This window comes from Frankiales bacterium (assembly GCA_016125335.1).
In the GTDB taxonomy this organism is placed as follows: domain Bacteria; phylum Actinomycetota; class Actinomycetes; order S36-B12; family CAIYMF01; genus Longivirga.
This window is the reverse complement of sequence record WGLY01000026.1, coordinates 50,828-62,695: the sequence shown is the minus strand read 5'-3', so window position 1 is coordinate 62,695 and position 11,868 is coordinate 50,828. Positions and strand designations below refer to the sequence as shown.

Below are 11,868 nucleotides of genomic sequence, written 5' to 3'. Positions count from 1 at the left end.
GAGCGCAGCCACCTCCTCGCGGTGGTCGGACGGGTCAGCCGCTGATGCGCTCGCCCGTCACGGAGTGGAAGGCGTGCATGTGGTCGGGGACGATCCCGACGAAGATGTGCTCGCCCTTGCGCGGTGGCACACGGCCGTCGGCGCGCACGATCACCTGACGCCCGGCGTCCTCGCCCACGTCGACGTGGCCGTAGACGTAGGCGTCGGCGCCGAGGCTCTCGACGACGTCCACCTCGAGCGGCCAGCCCGCCGACTCCTCGCCGATGCGCAGGTCCTCCGGCCGGAACCCGATGGTGACCTTCCCCGTGCCGCCCTCGGCCGCCTTGCGCGAGACCTCCGGGCTCAGCGGGATCAGCCGCGGGGTGCCGACCCGGCCGCCGATCGTGGCGCCGCCCTCGGCGAGGGGGATGGTGAGCAGGTTCATGGCCGGCGAGCCGATGAAGCCGGCGACAAAGACGTTGCTCGGGCGGTCGTAGAGCTCGCGCGGCGAGGCGCACTGCTGGAGCACGCCGTCCTTGAGCACCGCGACCCGGTCGCCCATGGTCATGGCCTCGACCTGGTCGTGCGTGACGTACACGGTGGTGACGCCGAGGCGCCGCTGGAGCGAGGCGATCTGGGTGCGGGTCTGCACGCGCAGCTTCGCGTCGAGGTTCGACAGCGGCTCGTCCATGAGGAACACCTGCGGGTTCCGGACGATCGCGCGACCCATGGCGACGCGCTGGCGCTGGCCGCCGGAGAGCGCCTTGGGCTTGCGGTCGAGGTACTGCGTGAGGTCGAGGATCTTCGCGGCCTCGGCGACGCGGGAGGAGATGTCCTCCTTGCTCACGCCGGCGATCTTCAGCGCGAAGCCCATGTTCTCCGCCACGGACATGTGCGGGTAGAGCGCGTAGTTCTGGAACACCATCGCGATGTCGCGGTCCTTGGGGGGCAGCATCGTGACGTCGCGGTCGCCGATGAAGATCTTCCCCATGTTGACGTCCTCGAGCCCGGCGAGCATGCGCAGGCTGGTGGACTTGCCGCATCCGGAGGGACCGACGAGGACGAGGAACTCGCCGTCCTCGATCGCGAGGTCGAGCGCGTCGACCGCGGGCTTGGTGGTGCCCGGGTAGATCCGGGACGCCTTGTCGAACGTGACTGGAGCCATGGCAGAGCCAACCCTTCACCGGCAGGAACGTGCCGGACGATCCGTTGTGACAGGGGCGCCGGACGGGTGCCCGGCTCGCCGAGCGTAACCGCTGTCACGCACGCGGGACAGGCATTCGGTGTCTCAGGTTGGTCCCGCATCAGCGCGGGACGGGCTCAGCCGATGTGCAGCACGCGGGCGTCGTGGGCGCCGAGCAGCACCTGCACGGCGCGGTCCTCGGCCACCTCGCCGAGCACGGTGTCGTTGCCCAGGTCGACGACCTCGGCGCCGGGCACGGCGTACTCGGTCATCACCTCGGTCTCCACAACGGGCTCGTCGGAGAAGTTCAGCACCGCGGCCGCGATCGCGCCGTCGGGCAGGCGCATCACCATGGCGAACAGCCCCGGGTGCTCGAGGTCGGGCACCTCGAGCAGGGTCGCCTCGGCGATGCCGAGCCGGGCCCGGAGGGCGAGCACGCCGCGCAGCCGGTTGACGAAGGAGTCCGGGTCGATGAGCTGCTCGGGCAGCGTTCCGTAGAGGGCGCGGCCGCGGGGCACGCCGGACTCGGACTGCTTCGCCGACGGGTCGACGCCCATGAGGTCGTGCGCGCCGCGGTTGATCCAGCGGGTGTCGCCGTCGTCGCTGAGGTGCGAGACGTCCTCGAGCGGCAGCGGCAGCATGCCGACGAGGTCCCACCCGGAGAGCGCGAACACTCCGGGCTGCCAGGCGTTGAACATGGCCATGAGGACGTGCGCGCGCCGGATCCGCTCGGTCATGTCCTCGTCGATGGTGTCGAGGTCGGTGACGCCGAGGGCTGCCGCGGCCACGCTCGCCGACGTGCAGGCGATGCCGTTGGTGGTGAACAGGTGGTTGTACGGGCGCTCCGGGCCGGTGAGGGCGGCGCGCAGCTCGGCCCGGACGATGTCGGCGAGCTCGCCGCCGGTGATGCTGCGCCCGTGCCAGGTGAAGTGGTCGTCGGAGTGCGTGTCGGTGAAGTGCACGAGCTCGTAGGTGAGCTCGTCGTGGTTCTGGAGGGCGTGCACCAGGGCGCCGTTGTCGATGCCGATGCGCAGGCTCTCGCGCATCACGATCTTGAGGAACTCGGCGTCGCCGTGCAGCAGCGCGTGGTGGTACGCCGGGCGGGCGACGAAGTCGTAGGAGAGGTCCGGCCCGGAGTCGGCGGTCGCCTTGATGGCGTCCATCGACAGGTTGAGCTCCTGGAAGGTGAACCCGCCCACCTTGCGCACCATGCTCGCGACGAGGTGGTTGGCGGCGCCGGAGAGCGGGTGGTCCTCGGACCATGCGGTGAAGCCGGGGCGGCGCTCGATGCCCAGGAAGCCGTTCGCGTCCAGGCGCAGCCCGCCGGAGCCGAGGTCGGTCAGCGAGTGCAGCGCGTCGCCCAGCACGAGCCGCGGGCCGGCGAACGACGGGTCGATCCAGTTGATGGAGGGCTGGCCCTCCTTGAAGTAGTGCAGGTACACCCAGCGGCGCTCGACGCCGTCGACGCCGAGAACGGGCGGGGTGGCGGCCCAGTTGGTGTCCTTGACCCCGGGCTGCCAGAACAGCACGCGCTGCATCGGGCCGACGATGTAGCCGGCGTCGGCCAGCGCGCGCTCGGAGACGACGTCGAGGTTGACCGAGTCGCGACCCTCGGGCACCTCCGGCAGCAGGTCCCAGTCCTGGGGGTCGACGAGCACCATGTGGTAGATGCCCGGGTAGTCGCCGTAGTTGAACTCCGCGAGCCGGAAGTCGGCGCCCTTGCCGGTGTGGCCGGGCACGACGTCGTCGATCACGGTGCCGCTGTGGGCCGCGGCGGTGGCGCACAGCACCCGGAACTCGTCGGAGGACCCGAACGCGTGGTCGATGTGCGTGCTGATCCGGTCGAAGTGCCCGTCGATGGTGGGCGTGTGCTCCCAGCCGGTGATGCCGCCGGCCCGCTTGAGCGGGCCGGTGTGCACGCCCTGGATGCCGATGGAGGCGAACGCGCGCCACAGCTCGGGGTCGGAGAGCGTGCCGAGGAACGACTGCGCCGGGGCGTTGATGAGCGAGGTCGGGTACGACGTGTACCAGACCGACGCGGTGCGGACCGCGGCCTGCGGGTCCGGCCGCGCGAAGGCGTTCTGCCACATGGCGCCGTGGCCGGTGAGCTGCCGGCCGGTCTCGACGGCGTCGCCGAGCATCGACTCCGACACCAGCCACGCGACGTAGTCGGGGTTGGCCGCGACCGGCTCGCCGCGGCCGATGAGCTCCTCGGTGTCCGGCGGCCGCACCCGGCTCGTGACAGGCCGGCTCGACGCCCGGGAGGGGCGCGAGGTGGCAGGACCGCCGCTCATGACCGTCGTGGGCGAGTCGGGCTCGGGCACGTCACGAGTGTGGCAGCACCGCGTAGCGGTCGTGGTCGTCCGTTCGTCCGGCGCGTCGCGGTCATGCGGCTCCCCCTCGCTCCGACGTCGCGCGGCGGTCGGCGAGCAGCCGCTGCAGCAGGCGCACGACGTCCTCGGGCCCTGCGACGCGGTGCGAGGCGGCGCTCGGGCCGTCGCCCACCTTCACGCCGACGTCGTCGGGACCGAGCGCGCCGAACACGGTCTCGTCGGTGACGTCGTCGCCGAGGTACAGCACGCGGTCCGCCGACACCGCCGCGCGCAGCGCGTCGACCGCGGCGCCCTTGGTGGCGTCGAGCACCGAGAGCTCGACGACCTCCTTGCCCCGGGTGACGTGCACGCCCTCGAGGGTCGCCGGGCCGTCGAGCACCGCACGGCTCACGCGCGCCGCGTCGTCGCGCGACGCGTTGCGCACGTGCACCGCGATCCCCGCGGGCTTCCGCTCGAGCAGCACGCCCGCGACGCCGTCGGCCACGGCGTGGACGGCCGCGAGCACGGTGCGCAGGCGGTCCTCGTCGCGCGGGGAGAGGACGAACGCGTCGGACTCGGCGCCGTGGCTGCCGATGGTGCGCACCGAGGCCGACGTCGGGGCCAGCCGGGCCAGGGCGTCGCGCGAGCGGCCGGAGACGAGCACCACGGTGGTGCCGTCGAGGGTCGCGAGCTCCTCCAGCGCCTCGAGGCCGCCGGGCAGCGCGCGGGCGGCCTCGGGGTCGGCAACGATCGGCGCGAGGGTGCCGTCGAAGTCCACGGCGACGAGGAGCCGGCCGGCCGCGGCCGCCGAGGCGAGCGCGGTGCCGAGGGCGTCGTCGACGACCGTCACACGTGGTCCTGCGACTTCTCCAGGGCGGTGAGGAAGTCACCGGCCCATCGGTCGACGTCGTGCTCGAACAGGTGCTCGCGCATCGCGTGCATGCGCTGCCGGAGGTCGGCCGGGTCCGCGGCGAGCGCGTCGCGGATCGCCTGCTTGACGCCGTCGGCGTCGTAGGGGTTCACCAGGAAGGCCTGGGTGAGCTCCACCGCCGCACCGGTGAACTCCGAGAGGACCAGCGCACCGTCGTCGTCGGGACGGGCTGCGACGTACTCCTTGGCCACCAGGTTCATGCCGTCGCGGTAGGGGGTGACGAGCATGACGTCGGCGGCGACGTAGAACGCGACCAGCGACTCGCGGTCGAGCGGCTGGTGCAGGTACTGGATCGGCGGCGACCCGATGTCGCGGAAGTCGCCCATCGCCCGGCCGATCATGAGCTCGATGTCGTCGCGCAGGCGCTGGTAGTCCTCGACGTTCTCGCGGCTGGGCGTGGCGATCTGGACGAACACCGCCTCGCCGGGCTCGATCGACCCGTCGGCCAGCAGCTCGCTGACGGCTTTGAGCCGGACGTCGATGCCCTTGGTGTAGTCGAGCCGGTCGACGCCGAGCAGCACCCGCTTGGGGTTGCCGAGCTTCTCGCGGATCTCCTCGGCCTTGGCGCGGACCTCGGGCGTGCGGGCGATCGCGTCGTAGCCCTTGGTGTCGATGGAGATGGGGAACGCCTGGACCGTGACCCGCCGGTGGCCGCCGTGCGCGTGCGGGTCGGCGACGACGACACCGCCCGGGTCCGGCTCGACGTCGAGCAGCCGGGCCACCACGGCGAGGAAGTTGGCCGCCCCGCCGGGGGTGTGGAAGCCGACGAGGTCGGCGCCGAGCAGGCCCGCGGCGATGGCGCGCCGCCAGGGCAGCTGCACGAACAGCTCGAGCGGGGGGAAGGGGATGTGCAGGAAGAACCCGATGCGCAGGTCCGGGCGCAGCTCGCGCAGCATCGCCGGCACGAGCATGAGCTGGTAGTCGTGCACCCACACCGTGGCGCCCTCGGCCGCGACCGCGGCCACGTGCCCGGCGAACAGGCGGTTGACCTCGACGTAGGGGTCCCACTGGTGGCGGTGGTAGACCGGCGGCACGATCGCGTCGTGGAACAGCGGCCAGAGCGTGCTGTTCGAGAAGCCCTCGTAGTAGCCCTCCACCTGGCGGCGGGTGAGCTCCACCTCGTCGAGCGGGCAGGGACCGACGTCGTCGGGCACCGGCTCGAGCGGGGGCAGGTCGTCGCCGGCCTCGGGGTCCGGCGCGAGGCGTCCGGACCAGCCCACCCAGGCGGCGTCGCCGCCGCGCAGCATGGGTTCGAGGGCGCTGACCAGGCCTCCGGGCGACCGGCTCCACGTGGTGGTGCCGTCGTCGGCGACCTCGGCCGAGACGGGCAGGCGGTTGGCCACGACGACGAAGTTCCCGTGCCCGGCCATGCCACGACCGTACGAGCGAATTGTTACGGATGAAACCTCGCGTCCGGCCGGCCCGCTCGGACGTGCGGTTCGTCACACCCCCGGGAGCGCTCCCGCGTCCGCTGGCGGCAGCGCCGTGATCAGGGCGCGGAGGGCCGCCAGCCCGTCGTGGACGTCGGTGAACCTCGTGGTCAGCGGGGCCAGCCCGATGCGGATGCCGTCCGGATAACGGAAGTCGGGCACGACGCCGCGGTCCGTGAGCGCCTGGGTGAGGGCCGCCGCCTCCGGGTGGCGCAGGGTCACGTGCGAGCCGCGCCAGGCCGGGTCGCGCGGCGAGGCGAGGGTGACCCCGAGCCCGGCGAGCCAGGCGTCGGCGAGGTCGACGGCGTAGGTCGTGAGCGCCACGGACTTGGTGCGCACGGCGTCCATCCCGGCCTCGGCGAGCAGGCCGACGCCGACGTCCACGCCGGCCAGCGCCAGCGGCGACGGGGTGCCGGTGAGGAACCGGCGCACCCCGCCTGCAGGGACGTACTCGGGGCCCATGGCGAAGACGTCGTCGTGGCCCATCCACCCGGGCACCGGGTTGGCCAGCGCCGCGTGGTGCACGGTGCGGGCCCAGATCCACGCCGGGGCGCCGGGCCCGCCGTTGAGGTACTTGTACGAGCAGCCGACGGCGAGGTCCGCGCCGATGCCGGGCAGGTCGAGGGCCACCGATCCCGCGGCGTGCGAGCAGTCCCAGAGCATGAGCGCGCCGGCGTCCTGCACGGCGCGGGTGATGCCGGGCAGGTCGGCGATGGCGCCGGACCGGTAGTCGATGGCGGAGAGCAGCACCACGGCGACGTCGTCGTGCAGCACCGAGGCCACCTCGGGCGCCAGGACCGGCTCGACCTGCCCGGGCGAGCCGGGCTCCATCGGCCCGAACCAGCGCACCGACCCGCCGCGCTGGCGGGCCACCTCGGTGGCGACGTAGCGATCGGTGGGGAACTCGCCGCGGTGCACGACGACGGTCGTGCGGCCGGGGCGCAGGTCGAAGGCGGCGTGCAGGAGCTTGTAGAGGTTGACTGTGACCGTGTCGCACACGACGGTCTCGCCGGGCGCGGCCCCGAGCAGCGCGGTGCCGAGGCGGTCGCCCACCTGAAGGGGCAGGTCCATCCAGCCCTCGCCCCACGAGCGGATGAGGCGGTCGGCCCACTGCTCGTGCACCACCTGCTCCAGCCGGGCCGCGGTGGCCGCGGGAGCCCGGCCCAGCGAGTTGCCGTCGAGGTAGACCAGCGCCTCGTCGGGGATCTCGAAGCGGCTGCGGAACGCGGCCAGCGGGTCGGCGGCGTCGAGGGACTCGGCGTAGGAACGATCGAGGTCCATGCGTCCACCCTGCCAGGGGAGGGCGGACCGCGCCGCCGGGTCGGTCAGCCCCCCGCGGGCGATGCGACCGGGGTCGGCGCGCCGGCGGCGGCCAGGGTGGCGCGGGCCTGCTCGGCGGTGGGGACCACGACCTGCTCTCCGGGCACGGGCACCACGCGGCGCGCGACCAGGAACGGGTGGCCGCCGTCGGCGGGGAAGCCCCAGAACACCTCCACCTTCGCGACGTCGCCGCAGGCGTTGGTGTGCACCATCCACTGCGTGGCGCCGTGGTCCGGCGAGCCGAGGTACATCACGACGTGCTTGTAGGGGCACGAGCCGTCGGGGCAGGTGTCGTAGAGCACCAGGTCGCCCGGGCGCAGGGCGTCGGGCGCCACCTCGGCGTAGTGCGGGTCGAGCGCGACGCCGTCCCACGGGACCATGTTCCGCGTCGAGGGCGCCCAGCCGGGGCCGGCGGTGCCGAGCCCCGCCCCCTCGTGGAAGGCGCGGGAGACGAACGACGAGCAGTCGGCGCGGAAGGGCAGCAGTCGACCGGTGCCGCCGCAGGCGTAGGCCGCGCCGAGGTGCTGGAAGGCCCACGTGATGGCGAGCGCGGCCTGCGGTGTGGCGGCCTGGCGCACGGCCTTGGCGCACAGCTCGTGGACGCCGATCGCCTCGGACCCGTCGCGCAGGGTGCCCGGCACCTCCGTCGTGGGGCAGCCGTCCGGCCCGACGGCGACCTGCGGCGGGGCGACGGCGAGCGCCTTCAGCTGGGCGTCCAGCGCGGCGACGCTCGCGCGGGTGACGGCCAGCGCGGCGTCGGCGTCGGCGGAGGCCGTCCTCGCCTCGGCGAGCTGGAGGTCGAGGGCGTCGCGCCGCGCCACCGCCAGCGCGAGGTTCGTGCGCGCGGTGAGCGACGCGCTCACGATGCCGGAGGCGGTGTCGCGCAGGGTGCGGACGGTGTCCAGGCGCGCCAGGAACGCCTCGGGGCCGCCGGTGACCACGGTGCCGATCGCGCCGAGGCCGCCGTCGCCCTGCTGGTAGAGGTCGCGCACGACGTCGTCCGCGCTGCTCTGCGCCTGCGCCGCCTGCGCCGTGTCGAGCCACACCGCGGCGTCGGCGGCCGCGCGCTGGGCGAGCAGGCCGGACACGCCCGCGGCGGCCTTCTCGGCGGCCGCGACCTGGGCCGGGAGCTGACGCGCGGCGGTGTCGCGCAGCTCGGTGAGGGTGAAGTACTCGTCGTACTGGCCGAGGTCCGGGCCGATCCCGTCGTTGGGCGGCTGCGGCGCCAGCGTGGGCGAGGGCGCGGCCTGGGGCTGCGGTCCCGTGGCGGTCGGGTCCGGCGTGCCCCACACCGGGGTCCCGGCGTCGGGGCCCCAGGGGGTGGCCGTGTCCGTCGGCGCCGAGGGGTCGGCCGTCGGCAGGTCGGTGGGCGCGGCGGAGTCGGTGGGGGCGGGCGATCCGGTCGGGGTGTCGCTGGGCGAGGGGACCGCGGGGTCGGTGGGGCCGGCGCCGGCCGAGCCGGTCGGGTCCGGGGTGCTCGTGCCCGAGCCGGACGGCGTGGCGGAGTCCGTCGGGGTGGGCGTGGCGTCGGCGTACGCCGGGCCCGCCACGACCGAGAGCACCAGCGCGCACAGGGCGGCGGCGAGCACCGGGCGGCGGGCGCGGGGGGGCACGGGCCCATCCCTCCGTGCGTGCGGGTACGGACGGCGTACGACGGACGGACGCCGGGCGACGAGCGGGTGACCATCCGGTGACTCCGACGCCGGCCGGCGGCCACGCCGATCGTGCGGGGCTCCGCGACCAGCATGGGAGGGCCGGAAGTCCGTGTCATCGCCGGAAATTGGGGGGTGCCGCTCGCGCGTGGTCACCTCGCGGTCACGGTGCGTCCCGGCTCACGCGAGGGGGTGCCCGCCCGGACCGTAGGATCGCGACGACGCGCCGCGAGGTGCGCGGCCGACGTGGCGCAACTGGCAGCGCACCTGTCTTGTAAACAGGTGGTTGGGGGTTCGAGTCCCCCCGTCGGCTCTCTCGTGAGCTGCGGCGAAGCTCCCCACGATGTCCCGGGACTCCGGCCGCCCGGGTGCGAGGCCGGAGCCGGCGGTCCCTGCGGGCGGTGACATGCTGGCGGGGTGGGCAGCGGCGGGGTGGCACTGGCGGGGTCGACGTTCCTCGCCTCGGCCGTGGAGTCCGTCGAGGCCCTGACGATCGTGCTCGCGGTCGGCGTCACCCGGGGATGGCGGTCGGTGACCCTCGCCGTCGCAGCCGCGTTCGGGGCGCTGGCCCTGCTGGTCGCGGTGGTGGGGCCGGGCCTGGTCGCGGTGCCCCTGGACGCCCTGCGCCTCGTCGTCGGCGCGCTGCTGCTGGTGTTCGGGCTCCAGTGGCTGCGCAAGGCGATCCTGCGCGCGTCCGGCCTCAAGGCGGTGCACGACGAGGTGGCGATCTTCGCCCGCGAGGCGGCGGAGGCGCGCGAGCACGCCCCTGCCGACCCGCACGGCTTCGACGCCTACGCCTTCACCGTCGCGTTCAAGGGCGTGTTCCTCGAGGGGCTCGAGGTGGTCTTCATCGTCCTGACGTTCGGCGCCACTGCGGCGAACGTGCCGCTGGCCGCCGTGAGCGCGCTGGCGGCGGTGGCGGTCGTGGTCGCGGTCGGCTTCGTCGTGCGTGGCCCGCTCGCTGCGGTCCCGGAGAACGTGCTCAAGGGCGTCGTGGGCGTGATGCTCACCTCGTTCGGCATCTTCTGGGGGGCCGAGGGCGCCGGCGTCGTGTGGCCGGGGGGCGACCTCGCGCTCCCGCTCGTCGTCCTGTGCGTGGCTGCCTTCGCGGTCGCCTGCGTCGCCGGGCTGCGCGCCACGATCCCCGACGCCGCGAGGGCCGGGTCGTGAGGGCCGCGTCGTGAGGTGGGTGCGCGCCTTCGTGGCGTTCGTCTACGACTTCGTCGTCGGGGACGACTGGCGCGTGGCGCTCGGCGTGCTGGCCGGGCTGCTGGGCACCGTGCTGCTCGTGCGGGCCGGGGTCAACGCCTGGTGGGCCCTGCCGCTGGCGGCCGCCGCGGCGATGGGCGTGTCGCTGGGCCGCGCGCTGCGGCGCTCGTCCTGAGCGGACCCGTCCTCAGGCTCCGGCGCCCGGCGTCCAGCGCCCGTCGCCCGTCGGGCTGAGCAGCCGCGCCCGGTCGAGCTCGGCCGGGTCGACGTAGCGCGGGATGTCGGAGACGGACTGGGTCTCCACGAGGTCCTCGGCCGCCACCCTGGCCTCGTCCTCGAGCTCGGCCAGCGGCCGCCGGAAGGGGTTCGCCTGCTCCACCCCGCCAGTGTCGCCGTCCACGAGGATCCCGGCAACGACCGAGCGCGGGCGGCCATCGGGCCGGAAGGACGGTGCCGGGACCACGCAGTACCGTTCGCCGCGTGACCACCGAGGCCGAGGCGACGACGGGCGCGCGGCTCGATGTGCACCGCGTGCAGCGGCGCACCCTCGCCACGCTCTCGGCCGCGCAGGTGCTCGGCGGCGTGGCCGTGGCCGGATCAGTCGCGGCGGGGAGCCTCATCGCGGCGTCGCTGGCCGGCGACGGGTTCGCCGGGATGGCGCAGACCTTCGGCGTGCTCGGGTCGGCGCTGTTCGCGCTGCCGCTGGCGCACATCGCGCTCACCCGCGGGCGCCGGGCCGCGCTGTCCACGGGCTACGGCGTCGGCATGGCCGGGGCGGTCGTGGTGGTGGCGGCCGGCGTCACGCGGTCGCTGCCGCTGGTGCTGCTCGGCTGCCTGCTCGTGGGCGTCGCGTCGGCGTCGAGCTACCAGGCGCGCTACGCCGGCACCGACCTCGCCGAGCCCGCGCACCGCGCGCGGCACCTGTCGGTGGTCGTCTGGTTCGGCACGATCGGCGCCGTCGTGGGGCCGAACCTGCTCAACCTCTCCGGCGACCTCGCGCTCTCGCTGGGGCTGCCGCAACTGACCGGCCCCTACATCACGGCCGGGGTGACGCTCGGCCTGGCCGTGCTGGCGCTCCAGCTCTTCCTGCGGCCGGACCCCTACCTGCTGGCGCGCGACCTCGCCGCGGACCCGTCATCGGGGGCGCCACCGCGCCGCCCGGGCCTGCGCGACGGCATCGCGCACCTGCGCCGCCACCGGCGGGCGATGATCGGCGTCACGTCCGTGGCCCTCGGCCACGTCGTCATGGTGATGGTCATGGTGATGACGCCGGTGCACATGCGCCACGTGGACGTCTCGCTCCAGCTGATCGGCCTCGTGGTCAGCGTCCACGTGGTGGGCATGTACGCGTTCGCCCCGGTGGTGGGCTGGTGCGTCGACCGGATCGGGCGCGTGCCCATGGTGCTCGTCGGCGTCGGCGTGCTGCTCGGCGCGTGCCTGGTGAGCGGCCTGGCGCCGGCCGACTCCGTACCGGTGCTCGGCGTCGGGCTCTTCCTGCTGGGCCTCGGCTGGTCGTGCACGCTGATCGCCGGCTCCACGATGGTCACCGACGACATCGCCGAGAACGAGCGCCCCGCGGTGCAGGGCCTCTCGGACCTGGTCATGAACCTCGCGGCCGCGGGCGGCGGCGTGGTGGCCGGCGTCGTGGTGGCCACGTCGTCCTACTCCGTGCTGTGCGCGGTGGCCGCGGTCCCCGTGCTCGCCCTCGGGGCCGTCGCGCTCCCCGCGCTGCGCGCACCGGGTGAGGTCAGCACCGGCGACGCCGGCTGAGTCCGCTACGTACCGGCCGCCCAGCAGCCCCGCCGGTAGCCTCGGGGGAGGGCCTCCCGGCCCGCTCCGGGGCGACGTGCCC

Annotated in this window: 10 protein-coding genes and 1 tRNA gene; 4 read left to right on the top strand and 7 right to left on the bottom strand. The window is 74.4% G+C overall.

Going from position 1 to position 11,868, the window contains the following annotated elements; genetic code table 11:
* Positions 1-34: 34 nt before the first annotated feature.
* The 6 genes from ugpC to GC157_14700 all read right to left on the bottom strand — a co-directional run bounded on the left by ugpC (position 35) and on the right by GC157_14700 (position 8,768).
* Complete coding sequence (ugpC, locus tag GC157_14725; GenBank protein ID MBI1378714.1) at positions 35-1,144, bottom strand: sn-glycerol-3-phosphate ABC transporter ATP-binding protein UgpC; 1,110 nt, start codon at positions 1,142-1,144, stop codon at positions 35-37.
* Positions 1,145-1,299: 155 nt separating this feature from the next.
* Positions 1,300-3,456, bottom strand: coding sequence for a maltose alpha-D-glucosyltransferase (treS, locus tag GC157_14720; protein ID MBI1378713.1), 2,157 nt, complete (start codon positions 3,454-3,456; stop codon positions 1,300-1,302).
* Between the two features lie 91 nt (positions 3,457-3,547).
* Positions 3,548-4,324 carry a trehalose-phosphatase gene (gene otsB, locus GC157_14715; GenBank protein ID MBI1378712.1) on the bottom strand — a complete coding sequence of 259 codons (777 nt, stop codon included), beginning with the start codon at positions 4,322-4,324 and terminating at the stop codon, positions 3,548-3,550.
* Entirely contained in the window at positions 4,321-5,775 is a 1,455-nt protein-coding gene (locus GC157_14710; GenBank protein ID MBI1378711.1) for a trehalose-6-phosphate synthase, read from the bottom strand. The genes otsB and GC157_14710 overlap by 4 nt, the downstream gene beginning before the upstream one ends.
* A gap of 72 nt (positions 5,776-5,847) precedes the next feature.
* A complete protein-coding gene (gene kynU / locus GC157_14705) occupies positions 5,848-7,116 on the bottom strand; it encodes a kynureninase (protein MBI1378710.1) in 1,269 nt (422 codons plus the stop codon).
* Positions 7,117-7,160: 44 nt separating this feature from the next.
* Complete coding sequence (locus tag GC157_14700) at positions 7,161-8,768, bottom strand: hypothetical protein (protein MBI1378709.1); 1,608 nt, start codon at positions 8,766-8,768, stop codon at positions 7,161-7,163.
* A 279-nt stretch (positions 8,769-9,047) separates the two neighbouring features.
* On the opposite strand from GC157_14700, the gene GC157_14695 reads away from it, so the two are divergent.
* The 3 genes from GC157_14695 (at position 9,048) to GC157_14685 (ending at position 10,191) form a co-directional block, all read left to right on the top strand.
* Positions 9,048-9,120, top strand: a tRNA-Thr gene (locus tag GC157_14695).
* 119 nt (positions 9,121-9,239) lie between these two features.
* The gene (locus GC157_14690; GenBank protein MBI1378708.1) at positions 9,240-9,977 is read left to right on the top strand and encodes a hypothetical protein; all 738 of its coding nucleotides are present in this window, start codon (positions 9,240-9,242) and stop codon (positions 9,975-9,977) included.
* Between the two features lie 10 nt (positions 9,978-9,987).
* Positions 9,988-10,191, top strand: coding sequence for a hypothetical protein (locus GC157_14685; GenBank protein MBI1378707.1), 204 nt, complete (start codon positions 9,988-9,990; stop codon positions 10,189-10,191).
* 12 nt (positions 10,192-10,203) lie between these two features.
* On the opposite strand, the gene GC157_14680 is transcribed toward GC157_14685, so the two are convergent.
* A complete protein-coding gene (locus GC157_14680) occupies positions 10,204-10,395 on the bottom strand; it encodes a hypothetical protein (GenBank protein MBI1378706.1) in 192 nt (63 codons plus the stop codon).
* Positions 10,396-10,538: 143 nt separating this feature from the next.
* Between GC157_14680 and GC157_14675 the strand changes: the two genes are divergently transcribed.
* Positions 10,539-11,786 carry an MFS transporter gene (locus GC157_14675; GenBank protein MBI1378705.1) on the top strand — a complete coding sequence of 416 codons (1,248 nt, stop codon included), beginning with the start codon at positions 10,539-10,541 and terminating at the stop codon, positions 11,784-11,786.
* The last annotated feature ends 82 nt before the right edge of the window (positions 11,787-11,868 follow it).